This is a genomic window from Ostreiculturibacter nitratireducens (genome assembly GCF_032670585.1).
Lineage (GTDB): Bacteria > Pseudomonadota > Alphaproteobacteria > Rhodobacterales > Rhodobacteraceae > Ostreiculturibacter > Ostreiculturibacter nitratireducens.
In genome coordinates this window covers 1-24,305 of record NZ_JAVQHL010000005.1, presented here as the reverse complement: position 1 = coordinate 24,305, position 24,305 = coordinate 1, and the positions used below count along the sequence as shown (strand labels likewise).

The following is a 24,305-nucleotide window of genomic DNA, read 5'->3' as shown; positions in this document are numbered from 1 at the left end:
TGAAATTCAAGGAGCGGCGCGATGCGAATTTGCAAGGACTTGGCCGATGCGGTGGGAAAAACGCCCCTCATCCGGTTGAGAAAGGCCTCGGAGATGACGGGATGCGAGATTCTCGGCAAGGCCGAGTTCATGAATCCCGGCCAGTCGGTGAAGGATCGCGCGGCGCTCTACATCATCCACGACGCCATGGCGAAGGGGCAACTGCGGCCCGGCGGAACGATCGTCGAAGGGACGGCCGGCAATACCGGGATCGGGCTCGCTCTCGTGGGTGCCTCGATGGGTTTCCGGACGGTCATCGTCATCCCCGAGACGCAGAGCCAGGAAAAGAAGGACATGCTGCGGCTTGCGGGGGCCGAGCTCGTCCAGGTGCCGGCGGCGCCCTATTCGAACCCCAACAACTATGTGCGCTATTCCGGCCGGCTGGCCGAGGAGCTCGCAAAGACCGAGCCCAACGGCGCGATCTGGGCCAACCAGTTCGACAACGTGGCGAACCGGCAGGCGCATATGGAGACCACCGGCCCCGAGATCTGGGATCAGACCGATGGCAAGGTGGACGGGTTCGTCTGCGCCGTGGGTTCAGGCGGCACGCTGGCGGGCGTCGCGATGGCGCTGCAGCCCAAGGGCGTGAAGGTCGCGCTGGCCGATCCGGAGGGTGCGGCGCTCTACAGCTACTACACGACGGGCGTTCTGAAGTCCGAAGGCTCCTCCATCACCGAGGGGATCGGGCAGGGGCGGATCACCGCGAACCTCGAGGGCATCATGCCGGACATGGCCTACCGCATCCCTGACAGCGAGGCGCTTCCGATCGTCTTCGACCTCCTCGAGGAAGAGGGCCTGTGCCTGGGCGGATCCTCCGGCATCAACGTCGCGGGCGCGATCCGCATGGCGCAGGAAATGGGGCCGGGCAAGACGATCGTGACCGTGCTCTGCGACTACGGCACGCGCTATCAGTCCAAGCTGTTCAATCCCGACTTCCTGAGGGGCAAGGGCCTGCCCGTGCCGGAATGGCTCGACCGCGCCCCAAGGATTCTGCCGGAGGTCTATCAGGGTTGATGAAGACACTTCGCGCGCTTTCCCTTGCCTTCAGCCTGGCCCTGACCGCGCTCGCGGCGCCGGCGCCCTTTGGCGTTTCGTCCGCCGCTGCGCAGGAGGCGGCCGCCCCGGCCGCGCCGGACTACGCGGCCTGGGAGCGCGACGCGACGCGAGCGGAGGACGCGCTCGAGGCCGGGCGGGCCTCGAACCTCGCTCTGGAGCAGTTGCGCCAGCAGATCGTCGACTGGCGCACGAAATTCTCCGCAGCTCAGACGGCGAATGATGCGCGCCTGCAGACGCTGAGGGGCCAGATCGCGGCCCTGGGGCCTGCGCCGGCTGAAGGCGAGACTGAGGCGCCCGAGATCGCGACGCGGCGGAAGGAGTTGAACGACCAGCTCGCGCGGTTGCAGGCTCCCGGCATCGCGGCGGTCGAGGCCTACAGCCGCGCCGACGGGATCATCCGCGAGATCGACACGACGATCCGCGAGCGGCAGGCGTCGGCGCTCCTGAAGCTGTCTCCGTCGCCCGCGAACCCGGTGAACTGGCCTGCGGGTCTTGCCGTCCTGACGCAAGGTATGCGGACGCTCTGGCAGGAGACTTCGGGCGCGTGGGAGAACCCGGCGCGGCGGAAGGAACTGCGGGACAATCTGCCGGCGATCCTTCTCTATCTTCTCATCGCCGGACTTCTCATGGTCCGGGGGCCGGGATTCTTCGAGCGGCTCGCGGGGCGGATGCGCGTGGGCGGGTCGGAATATGCCCGGCGCCTGGCCGCGGGCTTCGTTTCTCTCGGCCAGGTGGTCCTGCCGGTGGGGGGCATGTATCTTCTCGTGCAGGCGATGGAAGCCACCGGCATGACCGGGCTGAGGTCCGGCGCCCTCATCGCGGCCTTCCCGGGTGCGGCGCTCGCGTTCTTTGCGACACGCTGGCTTGGCGGTCTTCTGTTCCCGGTGTCCGATCGTGGGCCGCTCGATCGTTCACAGTCGATTCTGCCTGAGAACAGCGCCGAGGCGCGATTCCACACGACGATGGTCGGGCTCCTGCTGGCGGCCGAATTGCTGCGGCGCGCCTTCATCACAGAGGTTCGCCCACCGCTCAGCCAGTCCGCGCAGTCGGTCTGGGCGGCACCGGTCGTCCTGGTGATCTCGCTGTTCCTGTTCCGGCTCGGCCTTCTGCTTCGGCACATGGATGCGACCCTCGATGACGGCGAGGCCAATCGATTCCGTGCGCGGATGCGTCGACTCGTCGGGTCGGCCGTGGTGGCCGTGTCGGTGCTCGGGCCGCTGATGGCGATCGTGGGCTACACGACGGCGGCCAATGCGCTGGTCTGGCCCACTGTCCTGTCCCTGGGCCTCATCGGGATTCTGATTCTGGCCCAGCGGTTCGTGGGCGACATCTACGGCATGATCGTTCGGCCGGAGGAAGGGGCGCCGGGCGGGCTGGTTCCGGTGCTGATCGGCTTCGCGCTTGCCATCGCGGCGATACCTCTCTTCGCGCTGATCTGGGGCGCGCGCGTCGCGGACCTGGCCGAGGTCTGGACCCGCTTCCGCGAGGGGGTTTCGATCGGGCAGACGCGGATTTCGCCCACCGTCTTCCTGACCTTCGTCGCGGTCTTCGTGGTTGGCCTGACGGCTACACGGCTGTTGCAGGGAGCGTTGCGTGCCTCGGTCCTGCCGAAGACGAAGCTCGACAAGGGGGGCCAGAACGCGATCGTTTCGGGTGTCGGCTACCTAGGCATCTTCCTCGCCGCGGTGATCGCGATCACCTCCGCGGGGATCGACCTGTCGTCTCTCGCGATCGTCGCGGGTGCGCTCTCGGTCGGCATCGGTTTCGGTCTTCAGAACATCGTCTCGAACTTCGTCTCGGGCATCATCCTCCTGATCGAAAGGCCGATCTCCGAGGGCGACTGGATCGAGGTCGGCGGGCAGATGGGGATCGTGAAGGCGATCTCGGTCCGCTCGACCCGGATCGAAACCTTCGACCGGACCGACGTCATCGTGCCGAACGCGGACCTCGTATCGGGCGTGGTGACGAACTGGACGCGGGGGAACCTGACGGGGCGGCTGATCGTGCCGGTGGGGGTCGCCTACGGCACCGACACGAAGAAGGTCGAGGCGATCCTGCATGAGGTGGCCGAGGCGCATCCCCTCGTCGTCGTCAACCCGCCGCCGAATGTCTACTTCGTCGGCTTCGGTGCCGACAGCCTGAACTTCGAGATCCGCGCGATCCTGCGCGACGTGAACTTCAAGCTCGCCACGCATTCCGAGATGAACCACGAAATCGCCAGCCGCTTCGCCGAGGAAGGGATCGAGATTCCCTTCCCGCAGCGCGACATCTGGTTGAAGAACCCCGAGGCCCTGCGCCCGCCCGAGCCTTCGCCTCGGGCGATGCCTGGGGCCGGAGGGGCAGGGGAGGAATCCGCATGACCGAGGCGCTTTTCCGCAGCGAACCCTATCTTCGCGAGGCGCCGGCCCGCGTCGTGACGCACACGCCCGAAGGGGGCATCGTCGTGGACCGGTCGATCTTCTACCCGACCGGAGGCGGCCAGCCGGGGGATTCCGGGCGCCTTGATTGGGCAGACGGCAGTGTCGTCATCGCGACGGCCGTCAAGGGGGAGAACGGCGCGGTGGTGCTCGTGCCTGCGGCCGAGGGCGCGTTGCCGCCCGTCGGCGCCGAGGTCGTCCAGCACCTCGACTGGGATCGCCGCTACCGCCACATGCGCGTTCACACCGCGCTGCATCTCCTGTCGGTCGTGATTCCCCTTCCCGTGACGGGGGGCCAGATCGGCGAGGAGAAGGGGCGGCTCGATTTCGACATGCCGGAACCGCCCGAGGACGTGGAGGCGCTGGAGCAGGCGCTGAACGCGCTGATCGCGCGGGATCTCCCGGTGACCGAGGGCTGGATCACGGACGAGGAGCTCTCCGCCAATCCGGGGTTGGTCAAGACCATGTCGGTGAAGCCGCCTATGGGGCAGGGCCGCGTGCGGCTGGTCCGTATCGGGGAGGGTGCCAATCAGGTGGACCTCCAGCCTTGCGGCGGAACCCATGTCGCCAGGACGGGCGAGATCGGCCGGGTGCGCCTCGGCAAGATCGAAAAGAAGGGCCGCCAGAACCGTCGGGTGAGCCTGCTGCTGGATTCATAGCGCACGGCCCGGCGATCCCGTGCACCAGCCGTATGCCAAGCGGCCGCTGACCGCGGCTACGCTCTCCGTTCCACCTAGGTCGGCGCGCCAGGCATCGGCTTTCAAGCCTCCCGCGTTGCAGCCATTGACGGTCACGCGCAACGCCGGTCCTCGTTCCACTTCCCGCATCGCCAATGCGTGTCGGAATTCGGCACCAACTGCCGTGTCAGCTTTCCGCAAGCTGCCCCTTGCACAAGACCGGGGCCCACGTGTAAAGAGCCCCGCACGGAGAGGTGGCCGAGTGGTCGAAGGCGCACGCCTGGAAAGTGTGTAGGCGGGAAACCGTCTCGAGGGTTCGAATCCCTCTCTCTCCGCCAGCCACCCCTGTCTCCACTGGCTCCACCCGTTTCCGGGAGACTTTCTCCCGTGTTTCCGGGGGTTAGCGCGGCTGCGCTCCAACAGAGACGCCTCTTCCACCAGCCCTTGCCGTCGTCATGGCCCTTCGTCTCCGCAGGGCGATGCGCGGGGTTCGGTTTTCCGCGCCCGTCGAGAAGAACAGGGAATTTACAGGGAATTGCCGCGCTTTTGGCGCCTCGCTGGCCAGAGCACCCCCGGATTCTCGCGACTCGCCCGTGGGTTAGGGTGCATTTCCCTGTTCCTTGCTAACAGGGAATTCCCGCGCGGATAACAGGGAAGGAGCCGGCCCGGAACAGGGACTCCCGCCGCCCGGAACAGGGAAGGCCGCGACCGCGTGCTCAGAGGCCGCAGCGGCGCAGCTGGGTATCCCAGTCAAGGGGCATGGGACCCCGGAGGAGGGATTTCAGGGTGACGTCCGCGGGCAGGGTGCCCGCGAGGATCGCGGCCTGGATCCGCGGGGCGAGGAAGGCGAGCCGGGTGCGGGTGCGGACGTGGGACTCCGCGTGGCCCTCGGCAAGGGCGACCGCGCCGAGGGGCGTCCCCGAACGGAGCGCGGCGGCCCAGCGATGGGCCTCGGCGAGGGCACGGACCAGGACGGGATCGGGCCGTGGCAGGGTGTCGCCCGCCACGATCTTCGTCTCGACGCCGCGGCGGCGGCAGGTGAAGGGGGCCCCGAGGACGAGGAGGCGCGGGTCGAGGTCGCCTTGTCCGCATCCCAGCGCCTCGGCGAGGGCCTCCCGGTCGAGATCGAGGGCGATCGTCCCGCGCGCGATGCGCCCGGAGGCGATGAGCGGCGCGGCGGCCCTGGCCCCCTCGGTGCCGAGACGGGACGCGAGCGCCCGGGCCCTTTCCCTGGTCGCCAGGGCCGCCGCGATGTCCGTTCCGGCCAGTACCGCGTGCTCCGCGGCGCGGCGATCGAGATGCTCGGCGAGGATCTTCGCCACCGCGGATTCGAAGGCGGGGGCGGGAAGCCGCCAGGCGGAGGGATCGGGCCCGCCCGAGACCAGCCGGTTCGAGACGTAGTAGCAGAGGCGCCGGTCCCTCCGCCGGGTGTGGGTCGGTGTCAGGAGGTCCCCGGTCTCGTCCCGGAAGAGGCCCTTGAGCGGGGAGGCCGTCGCCGGCGCGCGCCCGCCGCCGCGGCGGATCGCGCTGGCGGCCTGCAGCCTCGCCTGGACCCCGTCCCAGGTGTCCTGCGAGAGGATCGCGGGATGGGTGCCGGGCCAGAGCCGGTCCTTGTGCCGGACCTGGCCGAGGTAGACCGGGTTCGTCAGGATCTTGTGGACCTGGCCACGGCTGAAGGCGCCGCCGCCCTGCTGCCGCCCGTTCGCGAAGACGCGCCGCTTCGAGCGGAGCCCGAGCTTCCCGGCGGCGCGGGCGGTGGCGTTCAGGCAACCGTGCTCGAGGTAGAGCGCGAAGAGCCGCCGAACGGTCCCGGCCTCCGCTTCGTTCACCACGAGTTCCCGGCGCGTCCGGTCGGGATGCGGATCGTAGCCGAGCGGCGCGAGGCCGCCCATCCAGAGCCCCTTCTTCTTCGAGGCGGCGATCTTGTCGCGGATCCGCTCGGCGGTGACCTCGCGCTCGAACTGGGCAAAGGAGAGGAGCACGTTGAGGGTGAGCCGGCCCATCGAGGAGGAGGTGTTGAAGGCCTGGGTGACCGAGACGAAGGAGCAGCCTGCCGCCTCGAGGCGTTCGACGAGCCTCGCGAAGTCGGCGAGCGACCGGGTCAGCCGGTCGATCTTGTAGACCACGACCATGTCGACGCGGCCCGCTTCGATCTCGGCGAGGAGGCGCCTCAGCGCCGGGCGCTCGAGCGTGCCGCCCGAGATCCCGCCGTCGTCGTAGCGCGCGGACGAGGGTCCAGCCCTCGTGCCGCTGGCTCACGACGTAGGCGGCGCAGGCCTCGTGCTGGGCATCGAGCGAGTTGAACTCCTGCTCGAGCCCCTCGTCCGAGGACTTCCGCGTGTAGATCGCGGCGCGGATGTGGGGCTTCGTCACGGCGATCGCTCCCCGGCGAGGCCGAAGAACCGGGGCCCGGACCATCGCGCACCGGTGATCGCGCGGGCGATGGCCGAGAGCGAGCGGTACTGGGTGCCCTGCCAAACGAACCCTGTTCCGGTCACCTCGACGACATGTGTCGTCCCGTTCCACTCCCGGACCAGCCTGCCGCCGGGGCGAAGGGCGGGGGCCTTCGGGCGGGTCTCGCCGGAGGCTGCCTTCCGCAGTTTTGCCCCGAACCCGCTGGGCAGGCCGCCGTGACGCCGGGCCTGCAGTTCGAAGGCGAGGAAACGCCGGAGGAAGGGCCGGCTGAGACCCTTCGGGACCGGGCTTCCGATAATCTCCATCCAGGCGGCCAAGAGTGCCTCCCGGTCCATGGCTTCGATATCCGCGACCTCCATCACGCTGCCCGTGCCCCGCGGCTTCGCCGGGAGCCCGGGCAGTCGTACGGACCTGGTCTTGCGGGCGGTCTTCGGGGGCGTGGTCATGGTTTCTCTCCTCCTGGCGGCGCCCGTGGAAGGACCGGCGCCCGGTACCGGAGAGAGCCCGGCGGGGGATCCGGGCATGGCGCCAGATACGCTCGTCCGACGCGCGAAGTCCAGTGGCGGGAAGGCGCTGGCGGTCGGAATGGCGGGAAGCTTGATTAGCCAGCGTTGTTCCAGCTATGTTCTTCCCGAAGGCGGTTCCGCGTAAGAGCGCTGCCGCCTGGACCCGGACCCCGAAGTAAGGCGATCGTCGAAGAGGCCTGACCCTGATCCCGGGCGTTCCGAAGGGACCATCCCGAGAGGGCACGTCGCCGCCTTCGTGCCGCGGCCCCCCGGTCGGGACGCGTCCGTGAAGCCCGCAACAGCGGCATCCATCGATCATCACTGCACCCGAGGGTGCAAACCGAATGGCTCGCGCAGCGCCGCCCGGCGGTGTGCCCGGGCGGGGGACACGAACATGAAAACGACCACGTTGAACATCGAGCCGATCGCCCCGGGCGATCTCGAGCCCTGGAAGACCAACGCGCGGACGCATTCGAAAAAGCAGCTGCGGCAGATCGCGGAGAGCATCCGGACCTTCGGCTTCACCAACCCCGTCCTGATCGACCGGGAGAACAGGATCCTCGCGGGCCACGGTCGCGTCGAGGCCGCGAGGATGCTGGGGCTCGCGACCGTGCCCTGCGTGCGGCTCGAACACATGACGCCGGAGGAAAAGCGGGCCTACGTGCTTGCCGACAACAAGCTGGCGCTGAATGCCGGCTGGGACGAGGACCTGCTCGCGGAGGAGCTGGAGGCGCTCTCCCTGCTCGATCTCGACTTCGATCTCGGCGTCACGGGCTTCTCGATCGCCGAGATCGACGGCCTGGTCGAGGGCAGGGCGCCCGAGGAGCCGGGCGACCCGGAGGATGACCGCCCGGTCACCGATGCCCCGCGGCGGGTCCGGCCGGGCGATGCCTGGCAACTCGGCCGGCACCGGCTCGTCTGCGGCGACGCCCGCGATCCGGACGCTGTCACGTTGCTCATGGACGGCGAGCGGGCGCGGATGGCGTTCTCGGACCCGCCCTACAACGTGGCGATCGAGGGCCATGCCGGCAACTCCGGCCGGACCCGGCACCGGGAGTTCGCCATGGCCGCGGGCGAGATGACGGAGGCGGAGTTCACCGAGTTCCTCGTGGCGGCCTTCCGGAACATGGCGGAGGCGAGCCTCGACGGCGCGATCCACTTCCTGTGCATGGACTGGCGCCATCTGGCCGAGATGCTGGCGGCGGGGAAGGAGGTCTACGCGGAACTGAAGAACCTCGTCGTCTGGGTCAAGGACAACGGCGGCATGGGCAGCTTCTACCGCTCGCGCCACGAACTGGTCTTCGCCTTCAGGGTGGGCGAGGCCCCGCATGTGAACACGTTCGAACTCGGCCAGCACGGGCGGTACCGGACCAACGTCTGGGAATACCGGGGTGTCAACACGTTGCGCTCCGGGCGGATGGAGGACCTCGCGCTGCATCCGACGGTGAAGCCGGTGCAGATGATCGCGGACGCGATCCGGGACGTCTCGGGGCGGGGCGAGATCGTCCTCGACCTCTTCGGCGGGTCCGGCTCGACGCTGATCGCGGCCGAAAAGACCGGGCGGCGCGGCTACCTCTGCGAGATCGACCCGGTCTACTGCGACCGGATCCTCGCCCGCTGGGAGGCCCATGCCGGGGACGAGGCCGTGCAGGTCGTCTGCGGCTGGCCCCGGGACTGCCGCGACGCGAAGGAGGCGACGGAATGAGCAAGCGGGACCGGAAACTCGGGAAGGCGCTGAAGGCCCGGCCGGGCTACGAGGTCGGCTACGCGAAGCCGCCCGTTGAGACGCGGTTCAAGCCCGGGCAGTCCGGAAACCCGAACGGCCGCCCGAAGGGGGCGAAGAACAGGCAGCGGGACCTGCGCGGGGAGCGGCTGAAGGAGATCATCCGCAAGGAGGCCTACCGGACGATCCCGCTCCGGGACGGTGACCGCTCCGTCATGATCCCGATGGCACAGGCAGTGATGCGCTCGATCGCGGTCAACGCCGCCAGGGGGCAGCACCGCGCGCAACGGCTGTTTGCCGAGCTCGTCGCGTCGGTCGAAGCCGCCGACCGGCACGTCCACGAGCGCTGGGTCGAGACGATGATCGGCTACAAGCTCCACTGGGAGGCGGAACTCCGCCGCCGCGAGGCGCTCGGGATCACCGACCTGCCCGAGCCGGTGCCGCATCCCGACCAGGTCGTGGTCGACCCGCGCGCGGACAGCGTTAAGTTCGTCGGGCCCTGGACGCCGGAAGAGAAGGCCGAATTCGACAGGCTGCTGCGGCTGCGCCAGTTCCTGCTCGGGCGCATCGAGGAGTTCAGGACCGCGCTCGAGACCGAGGGTGATCCCGAGGAGGTCGCGGAACTCGAGAAGGGCATCGAAGCGGTGCGAAAGGCGCTCCGCAGGCTCGAACGGTTGCTGCCGGCGTGAAGGCGAGCCGGGACGGGGGAGCGCGAATGCGCAGTGGTTGCGCGGGGGGACCGGTTGTGCCTGAGGAGGAAGCCCGCCCGCATCCACGATCAGGTAGCCTCGCGAGAAGTCACCGAACAGGACCGGGTGCGCGTTGGTCCCGATGTCGGGCATCGCCTCGTCCAGCTCCACCGGGAAGCCCAGGAGCGTCACCGGCTGGCCCAGCGCCATGCCCGGCTGCCAGAGCGCCCGCCCGTCTGCGTCGCGCCACTTGGCGATCACCTTGGCCGTGGTCGAGTTCATCAGCCACCGCCCGTTCGCCCGGTACTGCGCCTTGAGGGCGTAGATCGCATCCGAGAGCACCCCCACCGGGTCACCGGGCGGCGAGCCCAGCTGGTCGGCCGGGAAGTCCCCTGCCACCGCCGTGGGGATGTAGAGCAACGCCTTGCTGTCAGGCGCAAGCGAGGCATCAAGGTCGGCCAGCGGGGTTGTCACGAGGGTCCTAACCCGCATGAGGCACCAAGAGTGAAGGCCGCTCGGGTTGGGAACGGAGGCAATGCGCTCGGCGGCCAAAAAGAGCACTTCTTTTGAAAAAAGAGAGACGCTCCGGCGCCGGGGCAACGGTACGATCTGGGCGCGCCAAGAGATTGATGGAGTGATGGGATGACTACGACTTCTTGTGGCGTCAACGCGCCTCAGGGGCCCACGAAGCGTCGTGGCGGCTTTTTGGCGCGGGGAAAGCGAAAGTCCTGAAAACAGGATCAAGACATCGCCATCTGCGAAGGTCTTAGGTGGCGCAGCTCTATCACGAAGGGAGAAATAGATGTCTAAACTCAATGAGCTAGAGCTGCTGTTCAATCAAGGACGCATCTCTCGCCGACAATTCTTCGAGCGTGCCGCACTGCTGAGCGTTGCTGCGGGCGCGTCGCCGATGCTCTTTCCGACAGCAGCGGGAGCGACAACCCCGAAGAGAGGCGGAACTTTCAAGCTGGGCCTCGCGGATGCTTCGACCACGGATACGACCGACCCGGCGTTCGCCCCCAACGAGTTTTCGCAGGTGCTTCTTTACAGCTATTGCAACTGCCTGACCGAAGTGACGCCCGATGGGCAACTAATCGGGGAACTGGCCGAATCTTGGGAAGCCAAGCCCGGGGCAAGGGAGTGGCTCTTCAACCTGCGCAAGGGGGTCGAGTTCCACAACGGCAAGAGCCTCGATGCCACGGATGTGGTCGCCTCCATCAGGCATCACATGGGTGAGCAGAGCAAATCTGCGATCAAGAACCTGATGGAGAGCATCGAGGACATCAGGATCGTCGACCCGCATACCGTCGCGATAACCCTTGTGCAGGGCAATGCGGACTTCCCGTGGTTCTTCCTAGACCGGAACGCGGCAATCATGCCGGCAGCTGCCGATGGCACGCTCGACTGGCAGGCAAAAATAGGCACCGGTCCGTATATTCTCGAGAGCTTCGAACCGGGCGTTTCTGCAAAGCTGACCCGGAACCCCAACTACTGGAAGCAGGGCCGGGGGCATTTCGATGCGGTGGAACTCATCGCCATCAATGACAGCGCCGCGCGGACGACCGCGCTGCGTACCGGGGAAGTCCACGCGATCAATCGCGTTGATCTGAATACGATCGACCTCCTTGCGCGGGTTTCTGGCATTACGATCCACGAGACGCCCAGCACAACCCATTACACAATGCCGATGCATGTGAACGTTGCGCCATTTGACAACGTGGACGTACGCCTAGCCCTCAAGAACGCGATCGATCGCGAGGAGTTGCTGGAGAAGATCCTGCGCGGCCACGGACGGGTTGGGAATGATCATCCCGTCGCGCCGACTAACCCTTATTTCGATTCGTCAATCGAGCAGCGCGTCTACGACCCGGACAAGGCGAAGTTCCACCTCAAAAAGGCGGGATACGACACTCTGGACGTCACGATCAGCGTGTCCGACGCAGCCTTTTCTGGTGCTGTCGACGCCTGCGTCCTTTACTCGGAGCAGGCTGCAAAAGCAGGGATCAACCTGACGGTGGACCGGGTTCCTGCCGACGCCTACTGGGACGATATCTGGATGAAGAAACCTTGGTGCGTCAGCTATTGGTCGGGTCGCCCCACAGAAGATTGGGTGTTCTCGCTGACCTATGACGGCAGCGCGCCTTGGAATGAGACCTACTGGAAGAACGAGCGTTTCGACATGCTGCTGCGCGAAGCGAGATCGGAGATCGATCCTTCAAAACGAAGAGAAATGTACGGTGAGATGCAGCGGCTTCTCCGCGATGACGGGGGCGCGATTATTCCGCTGTTTACCAACCTCATCATCGCGACCAGTGACCAGGTAGTGAATGGCGGCAAGATCGCCAACAACCAGCCGTTCGACGGCGGCAGGATTACCGAACGCTGGTGGTTCGCGTGATCTGAACGGAGTGGCGCGCTGGGCTGTCATCGCCCGCGCGCCCAAAACGAGGAGAGGCGCTGAATAGCGCCTCTCTATTTTTTGGTGGCCCGATCCAGGTGGCGGTTAGGAATGTGCGTTCAGCCCGAAACAGGCGCGGGGCTCACGGGCCTGAGCTTGTCCATTTGTCTCGACTAGCCTGACGCTCAGGGGTGCGGGCGATGGCCTAGTGGGACTTTGCTGGTATGCCCGCGGTCCGGTGTCCCACGAGAAACTCGAAGTCGCAGCCGCGATCAGCCTGAAGTACATGGTCGACGTGGACGCGCTGGAAAGCGTTGACCTCGGGCAGCTTCGGAGTGGTGACGCGGCGCCGCCGTTCCAGCTCGTCCTCAGATACATCAAGGCTTAGCCGCCGGTTCTGCACGTCGACCTCGATGAAATCGCCGGTTTGCACCAGTCCGATCGGTCCGCCTGCTGCGGCTTCGGGAGCTGCGTGCAGCAGAATGGTGCCATAAGCCGTACCGCTCATCCGTGCGTCTGAGATCCGGATCATATCGGTGATGCCGCGTGCCAGTATCTTGGGCGGAAGGCCCATGTTGCCAACCTCGGGCATACCGGGGTAGCCCTTCGGACCGCAATTCCGGAGCACCATGATGCAGGTCTCGTCGATCTCGAGCTCGGGGTCGAGGATCCGGCGCTCGTAGTCTTCCAGACTGTCGAACACGACCACGCGACCGCGGTGCTGCATCAAGGCCGGGGATGCCGCGCAACGCTTCAGGACGGCCCCTCCCGGCACGAGATTACCGCGCAAGACGACAATGCTGCCGTCGTTTACGACAGGATTGTCCAGTGGGCGGATAACGTCTTCGTTGAAGTTCTGCGCTGACAAGCAGTTCTCGCGGATCGTGCGCCCATTGCAGGTTGGCGCGTCACCGTCAATCACTCCGTTTTCGCAGAGTGTGCGGAGTAGCGCGGGTAGCCCGCCCGCATTGAAGAACTCTTCCATCAGGAATCTTCCTGTCGGCATCACGTCGACCAGTGTGGGCACGCCCGAACCAAGGCAGTCCCAGTCATCGAGCGCGAAGTCGAAACCCAGCCGGCCCGCAATCGCCTGTAGGTGGATCACCGCGTTCGTGGAGCCTCCAATCGCAGCATTCACGCGCACGGCGTTCTCGAACGAGCGCCGGTTAAGGAAGGTGGAAAGGGGCAGATCTTCGCGGACCAGCTCGACAATGCGTCTCCCAGAAAGTTGCCCCAAGGCGAAGCGCCGCCCATCTACGGCCGGTATGGCGCCGTTCTCGGGCAGAGCGATGCCCATGGCTTCGGAAAGAAGAGCCATGGTCGAAGCTGTGCCCATGGTGTTGCAGCTGCCAACCGAGCGCGTGAGGCCGGCCTCGGCGTCCATGAACTCGTCAAGAGTGATCTGCCCACCCTTAACACTCTCGCTCAAGCGCCAGACACTGGTCCCTGAGCCGACGGTCTGGCCTCGGACGTTTCCGCTCAACATGGGGCCGCCCGAAACAAGAATCGTCGGCAAGTCGCAGCTGGCGGCGCCCATCAGCAAGGCCGGGGTGGTCTTGTCGCAGCCTGCCAGAAGCACCACGCCGTCGAATGGATTGCCGCGAATGGTTTCCTCGACATCCATGCTGACAAGGTTTCGCAGAAGCATCGCACTGGGCCGCAGGTTGGCTTCGGGCAGCGGCGTCACGTGGAATTCGATCGGGAGCCCGCCGGCCTCGTAGACACCGCGCTTGACGAATTCCGCAAGCCGGTCGAGGTGGCCATTGCACGACACCAGTTCGGACCAGGTGTTGCAGATGCCGATGACGGGACGGCCATCGAACATGTCTGCGGGAAAGCCGAGGTTGCGCATCCAGCTTCGATGCATGAAAGCATCGGCATTCGCACCTTCGTACCACTCGCGCGAGCGCAGTCGTTTCTTGCTCATGTTTCGCCTTTCCATAGACGCGAAGCCGCGAAATCAGTACGGCGCCCGGGCACCGGTCATCGAAACGTAAACGGTCTTCATCTGGGTGTAGTGGTCGAGTGCCAGCGTCGAATTCTCTCGTCCGATGCCAGACATCTTCGATCCGCCGAACGGGGCCTCGACGGGAGCCACATTGTAGGTGTTGACATAGCAGGTGCCTGCCTCGAACCCGGCGGCGACACGATGCGCGCGGATCAGATCCCGGGTGAAAACGCCGGCTGCTAGGCCGAACTCGGTTGCGTTGGCTCGTGCCATCACTTCCTCCTCGGTAGCGAAATCGAGGACCGACATGACCGGCCCAAAGATTTCCTCACGAGCTATTGTCATCTCGTCAGTCACTTCTGCGAAGACTGTCGGCTGTAGGTAATAGCCGGGCCGGTCAAGACGTACGCCGCCGTGGATCAACCGCGCTCCCTCGGCTAGACCCTTGGCGACGAAACCTTGTACGATCTCCATCTGCCGCGCGCTGACTACTGGTCCGAAGCTGACCTCCGGATCCATAGGGTCGCCCACCTTCACCCTCGAAAGCCGCTCGGCGAGGCGTTTCAGGAAGGCCGCCTTGATTCCATTCTGCACGAAAACACGGGTTCCGTTCGAGCAGACCTGACCGGAAGAGTAGAAGTTGCCGAGTATCGCGCCCGAGACCGCATTCTCGAGGTCGGCGTCATCGAACACGATAAGGGGCGACTTGCCACCCAACTCCATGGTGACGTGCTTCATGCCGTCCGCCGCTGCCGCGTAAACCCGACGCCCAGTTGATAATGAACCGGTCAGCGAGACTTTTGCCACGCGGGGGTCTGCAACCAGCGCAGCGCCCACATCACCATAGCCCTGCACGACGTTGTAGGCCCCTTTCGGAGCGCCGGCCTCGATCAGGATTTCGGCGACTTTCAGGGCTGACAGTGGCGTTGTTTCCGATGGCTTGAACACCATGGTATTGCCGCTCGCCAGCGCCGGTGCGCCCTTCCAGCAAGCGATCTGGGTGGGGTAGTTCCAGGCCCCAATGCCCACACAGACGCCGAGCGGCTCGCGGATTGTATAGGCAAAGTCGCCACCGGCCAGGGGTATGTGCTGCCCGGTCAAGCTTGCCGCAATCCCTCCGAAGTACTCGAACGCATCAGCCCCGGACGCCGCGTCGGCGATCGTGGTTTCCTGGATGGGCTTTCCGGTATCATGTGTTTCGATGACCGAGAGTTCCCGGTTGCGCTCGCGCATTATGTCAGCCGCGCGGCGCAGGACCCGGCCGCGCTCAGCGCCGCTCATCGCAGCCCAAGATTTCTGCGCTGTCTTCGACGATGCCAGTGCCTTCTCGATGATTGCAGGCGTTGCCGAGTGAAGCCGTGCGATGGTTTCACCCGTCGCGGGATAGATCACATCGATCGTCGCGCCGCGTGCGTCCTCGACATGCGCACCGTCGATGAAATGGCTGGCCGGGGGCTGGAATTTCATTGCCTCAGATGCCGCCCATTGCTTTTCGCCAGATTTTCGGCTCGGCCCGGCACAGCGAATATCGGCAGTTTGCCGGCTGCTGTTCAAACGGTGCTCCCATCCGCCAAATCCCTTGTCCCTGATCGCAAATTCTATGAATCTTACTTTCCTGCCCGCATTGACCGCACTTCACGGATCAGGCTTCGCCCTGCTGATTGGATGAACCCGATATCAGATCCGATGGTGAAGAGCGCGTAGCCCATTTCAGAAAGCAGGGGGATCATTGAGACGGAAGGAGCGTCTATCGCCGGGATCTTGCCCGCCTGCTGGGTCCTCTCGGCGACTTGCCGAAGCACGTCAACCATCGGGCCATCGAATTCTCCGACGCGCAGCCCGAGCGAACTTGCGAGGTCTGCAGGTCCGACGAAGAGCACATCGTACCCCTCAACCGCGGTGATTTCGTCGAGATTGGCCAACCCGGCCGCGCTCTCTAGCTGTAGCATCAGCGTTGTCGCGTCGTTCGCTTCAGCCAGGTAGGCTTCGAAATCATCATAGTAACCGGAAGCGCGCCAGGGGCCGACGCCCCGTCTGCCGAGCGGCATGTATTTGCATGCCGAAACGATGGCGCGGGCATGGTCGGCGCTCTCGACCATCGGCACCATCAATCCGCTGACCCCCGCATCCAGCGCGGCCTTCATCTCCGCTGTGGACTGCGACGGCACCCTGAAGACCGTCGGCGTCCCGAAGAGTTCAGCAGGCGGAAGGAGAGTGCAGAGGGCACTGGTTCGAATCGGGGCATGTTCGCCGTCCAGAAGCAGGAAGCCGAAACCCTCGCGCGCCATCAGCTCGATGACGGTTGGATGGGCAATTCCGACCCACGCCCCGATCACCATAGGGTCGTTTTTTAGGCGCGATCTCAAAAGCTTACCGAGTGCGAGGGTCATCCAAGCTTCTCGTCCAATTGCAGGGGCCGCGGACCGCGAAATCACTTTGATCTCGCCGCCGGTCCTCCTTTGTTTAAGTCGCGCTGGATCTTCGGGTCGGGAACCGTTCGATGTCTTCCTTGCCACCCGTACAATTCAGCCTTGAGCCCATGGTACATATGGGGTCTGCAGGGGTTGTATTTCTTTTTGTCAAAAGCGTGCGATTTTTGCTCGTCGTAAAACGCGAGCAGGTCAATGCGGTCACCAATTCGGCAGGCTGCTCAGTTCCAGCCGCCCCGAACGGCGCTCGGCGGCTCTCCGAACTCGGATTTGAAAGCGGAGGTAAACTGCGAGCGGCTGGAAAAGCCGCACTCGAAGGCAATGACTTCGACAGACAGATTGCAGGATTTTAACAGGGAATGAGCACGGCGTAGTCGGCACGCCTGATAGACGTGGGCGACGGTCTGTCCGAACAGGCGCTTGAAGCGCCGGTTGAGCTGGGACTGCGATAGGCCGACCGACTCCGCCATGGCTGGGATATTCTGTCGGTGGCCCGAGGTCTGCTCCATGAGCTGCAGCACCCGGCGCACCTGTTGATCGGTCGTCAGCGAGGCATAATCGGCCAGAGGTGACTGGGCCGTCCGCTCCCGGGTGACGCCACCGCCGAACATCAGGTGCGAGGCTACCCGTGCAGCGAAACCATCGCCATGGTGCAGGCCAATGATGTGTTGCATCAGATCAAGACCGGCTGTGGCGCCTGCGCAAGAAAATCGATTGGGCGCGTATTCGTACAGCCGTTCCGAGATTGTGCGTTGCGGATAGAGTTCGCGGAGCGCCGGTCGGCTAAGCCAGTGCACGCACATTGGTTCCGTCCAAGAGATGCCGGACCGTGCAGCCGGGAAGATGCCTGCGTCGGTGACGCCAATTTGCACCGAGTGCCTGTCAAGCCACCGCAGCCAGTGCCCCAACTTTTCGTTGTAGGCTTTGTCGTATTGATACGAGGCGCAGACGATTACCCCGGCGAGCTTGTGGTCAAGCGGCAGTTCCGTTTCGGTCGCGACGCTCATGCCGTTCACGGCATCGCAGGTGACCGCATTGGATACGAAGTGATAATTGTAGAGTTGCTGTCCAGAAATCTCGTTGGCCTGCCTTAGTGGCTCGGTGAGCGACAGCACGCTCATCATCGAGAACTTCGGTGCCAGGTAGAAGATATATCTGCGAGCGCCCATGCCGAATAATGACGCAATTATGGTGAAAATCAATACAGGCTGCCGAGCAAATTCCCGCAAGATGGTTTGTGAAGGCGACCGCTCCACCGGCCAAGGTTAGAGATCTGGCCTAGTGGACAGAGAGTTCGTGGGGCGGCGACTCCACCGGTTTGGACGTGCCGTGTCTAGGGGGCGAAGATAGCGAACAAGGTAAAGGCATCGGGCATTTTCCAAAGCCGATCGGTGTTCGGAGTGATGGCGGTGAGGAGCCTGACCGGGCGGTTGCTCCCCATTTCTCCCGAGCAGGTGGCGGCGGGTGCGTGGATTAGCATTTGCGAGCGGGCGAGGCTTGCCTGCGGTGGCATCGTTGACGGGCCTGCAAGCGCACGCTGTTTCGAGGACCGGTGTTCGTTCCGGGCCGGTGAGAGGCGCATCAATTCCACGGCCCGCGGCACACGCGTTACAAGGCCAGGAGGGCCCGCAGATACCCATGCATCCGCGAGTTTCGAACATGCAAATCCTCACGCACCACGGCCGCAGCGCGCGCCTGCGCGCTGTTCGCGCGGTCAATGGCCAACATTGCCGTCCTCAATGCGGCTCGCGATGAAAATGGGAGAGTGACGTGTCCTTGGTCTGGACGATGGTGGCAAAGCGTCTCGGTCTGGGACTGCTGACGCTCGTCATCATTTCCCTCATCATCTTTTCGGCAACCGAGATGCTGCCGGGGGATCTTGCCAAGGCCATTCTCGGGCAGTCGGCGACCGAGGAAACGGTAGCCGCGTTCCGACGCGAGCTTGGCCTCGATCTGCCGGCGCATACCCGATACCTGAACTGGCTCTTGGGCGCCTTGCAGGGAGATTTCGGTACTTCCTTCGCCAGCCGACGGCCTATCTCGGAACTGATCGGGATGCGACTGGGCAACACGCTCGCGCTTGCGCTCTACGCCGCTGCAATCGCGGTTCCGCTTTCACTGGCTCTGGGGATCCTCGCGGCGCTGTTCCGGAACACGGTCTTCGACCGGAGCACCAATGCGTTCGCGTTAACCTCGATCTCGTTCCCAGAATTCTTCGTGGCCTACATCCTCATCTTCGTCCTCGCGCAGTCGGGCGTCTTTCCATCGATGGCCCGCATCGATGCCACAACGAGTTTCGGTGACTACCTCTACCGCGCGTTCCTGCCCGCACTCACGCTGACGCTTGTCGTCACCGCGCACATGATGAGGATGACCCGGGCGGCGATCATCAATCTCTTGGCCTCGCCCTACATCGAAATGGCGCGGCTCAAGGGCATGAAGCCGATGCGAGTCATCCTGATTCACGCATTGCCCAACGCGCTTGCGCCGATCATTACCGTGGTGGCCCTGAACCTCGCCTACCTGATCACGGGCGTCGTGCTCGTCGAGGTGGTGTTCGTCTATCCGGGCCTCGGCCAACTCATGGTCGACAGCGTGTCGAAGCGTGACATCCCCGTCGTCCAGGCGGTCTCGCTGATCTTCGCGACTGCCTACGTGCTTCTCAACCTGCTTGCCGACGTGCTTTCGACGCTGTCGAATCCGCGGCTCATACATCGCAAGTGAGGTGAATGGCATGAACATTCTGATCGCCTTGCTTTGGATTGCCGTCGTGGCCGCCACCGCGATGGGAGCCGGCTGGCTCTTCCGCGGCCTCGTAGTCAAGGTTGCGCGCGGGTCGGCCGCGCGAGTGTTCAGGACGGCTCCGTTGACTGCGGGCTTCGGCATGCTTGTGATCCTTGTCTACGTTCTCGTTGCGGTCTTTGCGCCGGTGATCGCACCGTTCGCCGAGCGGGAGGTGGTAGGCGCACAGTTCCTGCCTTGGGATTCGACGCATCTCCTCGGCACCGACAACCTCGGCCGGGATATGTTTACACGCCTGGTCTACGGAGCACGCAACACGGTCGGCATCGCCTTTGCCACGACCGCGCTGGCCTTCACGCTGGGCGCATCACTGGGGCTGCTCGCGGCAACGGTGGGCGGTTGGCTCGACCAGGTGCTGAGCCGGCTGGTCGACATCCTGATGGCAATCCCTTCACTGATCTTCTCTCTCCTCCTGTTGACCATCTTTGGAACGTCGGTCGTCACCCTGGTCCTGGTGATCGCGACAATCGATTCCACGCGGGTGTTCCGGCTAGCGCGCTCGGTCGCACAGAACATCGTGGTGATGGATTACATCGAGGCCGCCAGGTTAAGGGGCGAGGGGCTCTGGCGCCTTATAGCGCGGGAGATCCTCCCGAATGCTATGGCGCCTCTGGTCGCGGAGTTTGGGCTCCGCTTCTGCTTCGTGTTCCTGACGATCTCTGCGCTCTCGTTCCTCGGGGTCGGCATCCAGCCGCCTACGGCAGACTGGGGCTCGATGGTGCGCGAGAATGCTACGCTGATCACTTTTGGCGATATTACGCCGCTTCTGCCTGCCGGCGCGATCGCCCTCCTGACGGTAGCGGTCAACTTCGTCGTGGACTGGATGCTTTACCGCGCTAGCGGGTTGAAGGAGTGACGCGATGGATGACCGCATGCACGCCAAGCCAGTCCTGCTGACCATGCGCGATATCCAGATCGAAGGCCGGTCCGGTGAGACATGGTCGCCGATCATAAGGGGCGTCGATCTCGCTCTCAACAAGGGTGAGGTCCTCGGGCTGATCGGCGAGTCGGGGGCCGGGAAATCGACCCTCGGTCTTGCTGCCATGGGTTTCACCCGTGACGGCTGCCGCATCTCTGGTGGCGCGATTGACTTCGACGGTATCGACCTCATGACGGCGTCCGAAGCGGAGAAGCGCGCCCTTAGAGGCAGGCGTATCGCCTATGTCGCGCAATCGGCGGCGGCGAGCTTCAATCCCGCACACAAGCTCATCGACCAATATTGCGAAATGCCCGTTCAGCACGGCGTCATGAGCCGTGCCGATGCAGAGCGAGATGCAATCGAGCTTTATCGGCGAATGCGGCTTCCAAACCCAGAGGAGATCGGCTTTCGCTATCCTCACCAGGTCTCGGGTGGGCAGCTCCAGCGGGCGATGACGGCAATGGCCATGTCATGCCGGCCCGATCTGATCATCTTCGACGAGCCTACGACGGCCCTTGACGTGACCACCCAGATCGAGGTGCTGGCGGCAATCCGCGACATCGTCGCCCAGTTCGACACCGCTGCGATCTATATTACGCACGACCTCGCCGTGGTGGCGCAGATGGCCGACAGGATCAAGGTTCTGCTCCGGGGGCGCGAGGTCGAGGAGGCCGACACCCGCGTAATGCTCGAAAGCCCTACTGAGGATTACACCAAGACCCTCTGGGCCGTTCGCAGCTACGCACGCCCAAACCGTCCGCCGGCTAACGCAGGCGCTGTGCCTATCGTCTCGATCAAGGATGTAACGGCAGGATACGGCGCTGTCGATGTGCTGAAGGACATCAGTTTCGACATCCACAAGCGGCGAACGGTTGCCGTTGTTGGCGAAAGCGGCTCAGGCAAGTCAACCGCGGCGCGGGTAATCACCGGGCTCCTACCGCCGCGCAAGGGCGAGGTCCTTTTCGCCGGAGAGTCCCTGCCGCCAGACTACCGGCGACGCAGCCGGGACCAGTTGCGCCAAGCGCAGATGATCTACCAAATGGCAGACACGGCGCTGAATCCCAAGCTGCGCCTGCGCGAGCTCATTGGGCGCCCAGCGCAGATGTATCTTGGGTTGAAGGGTAGGGCGCTGACCGAACGCACGCGAGACCTACTTCGCCTGATCGAGCTTGAACCCGACGAATACATCGACCGACTCCCGTCAGAGCTGTCTGGTGGCCAGAAGCAGCGCGTCGGCATTGCCCGCGCACTCGCGGCCGAGCCGCAGTTCATCATTTGCGATGAGGTGACTTCGGCCTTGGATCAGCTTGTGGCCGAGGGCATCCTGAAGCTGCTCGACCGACTGCAGGGCGAATTCGACCTCGCCTACATGTTCATCACTCATGACCTCGCAACAGTACGCGCCATCGCTGACGAGGTTGTGGTTATGCAGAATGGCCGTGTGGTCGAGAAGGGTCCGAAGGACGAGATGTTCCAGCCGCCGCACGATCCCTACACGGAGCTCCTGCTATCGTCAGTCCCAGAAATGGATCCCGACTGGCTCACCCGGATTCTAAATGAACGCGCGGCGCGCGCTGGGCGTTGAGCCGATGCTCACGTCGACGGTTATCGGAACCTCGGCGGGTGCCGCCTCGCCCCAGCGCGGCTTTGTTTGCCGTATGCCTTGCGCCGGGCAGTTAGCCGCTGCGCGTAAGAGTGTCTCGCCGATTGTGGGGGAATTCCGCGGCACGCTTGCGTATCTCCTGCCGGACGCGTGCCGGCAGCAGGCCCTCAAGAGGATTGGCAATGCGATCGACACTTGACTGGTACGGATGTGCCACATTCCGGCTGAGGGCTGGCGCCATCACCATCTTCCTAGATGCCTATGTCGACCGTGTCGCGGGCGCGGAGGGGCCGCCGGGCGCACGTGCCGACCAGATTGCTGCCTGCGACGCCATTCTGATCGGCCATAGCCACTTCGACCACATCTGGGGGGCGGAGCGTATCGCCAAAAGGACTGGCGCGAGGGTCGTGGGATCCTACGAAACGGTGCGCATCCTTGCGGCCCAAGGCGTTCCCGAGGCGCAGCTGCTCCCGGTCTCTGGTGGCGAGACCCTTCGTCTCTCCAAGGATGTGTCGGTCGAGGTATACCCTGCGCTGCACTCCTGTATTTGGGCTGGATACAACGATCAGGATCCCGATTTCTGCTGTCTGGGCGACCAGCATGTCGACTATTTTGACCGCCGCGCAGCCGAGATGCATGCGATCGCGGGCCTTGCGGAGTTCAGCGCGGACCTTCGATCGCACATGGATCTGAGCAATCAGGGCGGGCGCGGTGATGGCGGGGTCTTGTGTTTCGTGGTCCAGACACCGGAAGGGCGCCTGTTCTTCAAAGATACACCCGGCCATTGGAGCGGTATCATGCGCGGGATCCGGGCTGACGTCGGAATCCTTGCGACGTCCGGCCGTCCAAATATCGACGGCGAAGCGGCCCAAGGGTCGACCAACGAGTTTCTCGTCTCGGAGGCCCGAGCCCTCGGACTCAAACGCGTCATCTTCTGTCACCACGACGCCTGGCTTGGCCCGGTGTTTCCGCGTGGGAACATCGATGGCATTCTCGCCGGGTTCGCGCGGGACCTTCCCGTCTGCGAGCCCCTTGAAATTCCATATTGCAGCGGTTTTGGCGTTTTTGACGGCCTGGCTTCAGGCGGCGGAAGGACAGCGGGCGGTCTTCCGGAGGCTGCGTCATGACCGCCGTGACCCTCGATGCTAATGGCCTGACGTTTGATACGGAAAGCTTCGGCGATCCCTCTGGTGAGGCGATGCTTCTCCTGTGTGGCCTTGGATCGCAGCGGATTTCTTGGTCGTCCGGGTTTGTCGAGGCACTGACGTTGCGGGGGTTTCGCGTTGTCACGATGGACAACCGCGATGCAGGTCTCAGTACCAAGCTCAAGCACCTTGGGGTGCCCGATCTCCGACGCCTGCGTTCAGCTGCCACCCTTGGGCCATCTGACGTGCCTTACACCGTGCTCGACATGGCAGACGACGTTGCCGGCGTGCTAGACGCACTGGGGCTCGAGAATGCCCACATCGTGGGGCGCTCGATGGGCGGCTTGGTGGCGCAGGCGCTCGCGGCGAGATACCCAGAGAGGGTGACGAGCGTTTCGCTACTGGTGTCCACGAGTGCGGCCTCCGAGCTTTGGCCGCTGCCCCCCAACATCGAAGACCTCCTATTTTCGGCCGGTCCATCCGGCACACCGGTCGATCGCGATGCTCTGCTAGATGCCTCGGTCGAAACCGACCGCCTCTATGCGAGCCCGGCTTATCCGTTCGACGTTGCCGAAAGGCGCGCTCTTGCGGCTGCCTGCTTCGATCGCTGCTACGACCCGGCCGGAGCGGCGCGGCAATCGGCGGCACTTCTTCATGCTTTTCTTGGTGATGCGTTTCCGGTTCAGGTTCGCCGGCCTGCGCTCGTTGTGCAGGGCATGGACGACACGATTTTTCCGCCCTTGCACGGACGCGACCTGGCCCGTCGCATTCGCGGGGCGCGCTTGCTGGAGGTGCCGGGTATGGGGCATGACCTGGAGGGCGATGCAGTTCGCATTGTCACGGAAGCTGTCGTCGAGCTCGCTCGCAGCCGGTTAGAGAGCTAGGCCGGGGCAGCCTAATACAAGTCCGAGCGGAGAGGTGCAGGAACTCCGCTGACCACTGTTTGACATCCCGAGAGCCATTTGCCTGCGCAATTCCATGCGCTTACGTTTCGTTTATTCGTGGATGACCGACAGGCCCGGTCCGAGCGCATTTCTCTGATGTTCTGCGAGCGTAGGCTTAACCCAAGCGTCACCTGGCTCGTCGGCCTCGGCCGCTAGCCTCTGAGCCTCACGGCGCTGGGCAATCTCGCGCTCGCGGTCGGCCAGTTCGCCATGGAGAGATAAGTCCTCTCCGCCGTGAGGCGGAGAGGACTTATCTCTCCTGTCGTTTCCTGTCCTGTCTTATGCTGCGTGTTTCCAGAACCAATTGCTTCAGCTAACCCTCTGTTTTTCCGAACTTCGCCGCTGCGTTTTCCACCTCGACTGCCGGCCTGCCGCCTAGCTTCCCGCCAGTTCTCTCGGGTTTTCTGCGCAGTAGCGGCAGATTTGCAGCTCAGAAACTCGCCATCAGGGTACTGTCAAAGAAACCATGCTTGAGGCGGGGCAGGGGGCTCGGTAGCGTCTCGGCATGACCAAAGCCAGCCCGTTCAAGTGGTTCAAGACCAGCCCCGAGATCATCCGCCTGGCGGTGATGATGTATGTCCGGTTCCCGCTCTCG

17 protein-coding genes, 1 tRNA gene and 2 pseudogenes are annotated in these 24,305 nt (G+C 64.4%); 13 read left to right on the top strand and 7 right to left on the bottom strand.

The window, feature by feature from the left end:
- The first annotated feature begins 21 nt into the window (after nt 1–21).
- From ABCN56_RS18785 to ABCN56_RS18770, 4 genes are all read left to right on the top strand, one after another.
- Nucleotides 22–1,053, top strand: a complete 1,032-nt coding sequence (locus ABCN56_RS18785) for a cysteine synthase A (protein ID WP_343082376.1) — start codon at nt 22–24, stop codon at nt 1,051–1,053.
- A complete protein-coding gene (locus tag ABCN56_RS18780; RefSeq protein WP_343082375.1) occupies nt 1,053–3,455 on the top strand; it encodes a DUF3772 domain-containing protein in 2,403 nt (800 codons plus the stop codon). Before ABCN56_RS18785 ends, ABCN56_RS18780 begins: the two co-directional genes overlap by 1 nt.
- Nucleotides 3,452–4,171: an alanyl-tRNA editing protein gene (locus tag ABCN56_RS18775; RefSeq protein ID WP_343082374.1), complete on the top strand. Its 720-nt coding sequence runs from the start codon at nt 3,452–3,454 to the stop codon at nt 4,169–4,171. The genes ABCN56_RS18780 and ABCN56_RS18775 overlap by 4 nt, the downstream gene beginning before the upstream one ends.
- Before the next feature lie 266 nt (nt 4,172–4,437).
- A tRNA-Ser gene (locus ABCN56_RS18770) sits at nt 4,438–4,527 on the top strand.
- A gap of 378 nt (nt 4,528–4,905) precedes the next feature.
- Here ABCN56_RS18770 and ABCN56_RS18765 read toward each other — a convergent pair.
- Complete coding sequence (locus ABCN56_RS18765; RefSeq protein WP_343082429.1) at nt 4,906–6,363, bottom strand: recombinase family protein; 1,458 nt, start codon at nt 6,361–6,363, stop codon at nt 4,906–4,908.
- Nucleotides 6,364–6,558: 195 nt separating this feature from the next.
- Entirely contained in the window at nt 6,559–7,050 is a 492-nt protein-coding gene (locus tag ABCN56_RS18760) for a DUF2924 domain-containing protein (protein WP_343082373.1), read from the bottom strand.
- Nucleotides 7,051–7,504: 454 nt separating this feature from the next.
- Here ABCN56_RS18760 and ABCN56_RS18755 point away from each other — a divergent pair, with 454 nt between their 5' ends.
- Both ABCN56_RS18755 and ABCN56_RS18750 read left to right on the top strand, forming a co-directional pair.
- The gene (locus ABCN56_RS18755; RefSeq protein ID WP_343082372.1) at nt 7,505–8,815 is read left to right on the top strand and encodes a site-specific DNA-methyltransferase; all 1,311 of its coding nucleotides are present in this window, start codon (nt 7,505–7,507) and stop codon (nt 8,813–8,815) included.
- Nucleotides 8,812–9,522 carry a DUF5681 domain-containing protein gene (locus tag ABCN56_RS18750; RefSeq protein WP_343082371.1) on the top strand — a complete coding sequence of 237 codons (711 nt, stop codon included), beginning with the start codon at nt 8,812–8,814 and terminating at the stop codon, nt 9,520–9,522. Before ABCN56_RS18755 ends, ABCN56_RS18750 begins: the two co-directional genes overlap by 4 nt.
- Nucleotides 9,523–9,603: 81 nt before the next feature.
- Here the strand turns inward: ABCN56_RS18750 and ABCN56_RS19710 are convergent.
- A pseudogene (locus tag ABCN56_RS19710) lies at nt 9,604–10,014 on the bottom strand (phage major capsid protein); the annotation flags it as partial.
- A 310-nt stretch (nt 10,015–10,324) separates the two neighbouring features.
- On the opposite strand from ABCN56_RS19710, the gene ABCN56_RS18745 reads away from it, so the two are divergent.
- Complete coding sequence (locus ABCN56_RS18745; RefSeq protein WP_343082370.1) at nt 10,325–11,920, top strand: ABC transporter substrate-binding protein; 1,596 nt, start codon at nt 10,325–10,327, stop codon at nt 11,918–11,920.
- Between the two features lie 205 nt (nt 11,921–12,125).
- Here the strand turns inward: ABCN56_RS18745 and ABCN56_RS18740 are convergent, their stop codons facing one another.
- From ABCN56_RS18740 to ABCN56_RS18725, 4 genes are all read right to left on the bottom strand, one after another.
- A complete protein-coding gene (locus ABCN56_RS18740) occupies nt 12,126–13,847 on the bottom strand; it encodes an IlvD/Edd family dehydratase (protein ID WP_343082369.1) in 1,722 nt (573 codons plus the stop codon).
- A 33-nt stretch (nt 13,848–13,880) separates the two neighbouring features.
- On the bottom strand, nt 13,881–15,335 hold the full coding sequence (gene betB / locus ABCN56_RS18735) for a betaine-aldehyde dehydrogenase (RefSeq protein ID WP_343082428.1): 1,455 nt from the start codon (nt 15,333–15,335) through the stop codon (nt 13,881–13,883).
- 140 nt (nt 15,336–15,475) lie between these two features.
- Nucleotides 15,476–16,258 (bottom strand): HpcH/HpaI aldolase family protein, encoded by a 783-nt coding sequence (locus tag ABCN56_RS18730; protein WP_343082368.1) that lies wholly within the window; start codon nt 16,256–16,258, stop codon nt 15,476–15,478.
- 260 nt (nt 16,259–16,518) lie between these two features.
- Complete coding sequence (locus ABCN56_RS18725; protein WP_343082367.1) at nt 16,519–17,466, bottom strand: GlxA family transcriptional regulator; 948 nt, start codon at nt 17,464–17,466, stop codon at nt 16,519–16,521.
- 601 nt (nt 17,467–18,067) lie between these two features.
- Here ABCN56_RS18725 and ABCN56_RS18720 point away from each other — a divergent pair.
- From ABCN56_RS18720 to ABCN56_RS18695, 6 genes and pseudogenes are all read left to right on the top strand, one after another.
- Nucleotides 18,068–19,021: an ABC transporter permease gene (locus ABCN56_RS18720; protein ID WP_343082366.1), complete on the top strand. Its 954-nt coding sequence runs from the start codon at nt 18,068–18,070 to the stop codon at nt 19,019–19,021.
- A gap of 10 nt (nt 19,022–19,031) precedes the next feature.
- On the top strand, nt 19,032–19,955 hold the full coding sequence (locus ABCN56_RS18715; RefSeq protein WP_343082365.1) for an ABC transporter permease: 924 nt from the start codon (nt 19,032–19,034) through the stop codon (nt 19,953–19,955).
- Nucleotides 19,956–19,959: 4 nt separating this feature from the next.
- A complete protein-coding gene (locus tag ABCN56_RS18710) occupies nt 19,960–21,603 on the top strand; it encodes an ABC transporter ATP-binding protein (protein ID WP_343082364.1) in 1,644 nt (547 codons plus the stop codon).
- 200 nt (nt 21,604–21,803) lie between these two features.
- A complete protein-coding gene (locus ABCN56_RS18705; RefSeq protein ID WP_343082363.1) occupies nt 21,804–22,748 on the top strand; it encodes an MBL fold metallo-hydrolase in 945 nt (314 codons plus the stop codon).
- Nucleotides 22,745–23,650 carry an alpha/beta fold hydrolase gene (locus ABCN56_RS18700; RefSeq protein ID WP_343082362.1) on the top strand — a complete coding sequence of 302 codons (906 nt, stop codon included), beginning with the start codon at nt 22,745–22,747 and terminating at the stop codon, nt 23,648–23,650. The genes ABCN56_RS18705 and ABCN56_RS18700 overlap by 4 nt, the downstream gene beginning before the upstream one ends.
- 565 nt (nt 23,651–24,215) lie before the next feature.
- Nucleotides 24,216–24,305: pseudogene (locus tag ABCN56_RS18695) on the top strand (IS6 family transposase); the annotation flags it as partial.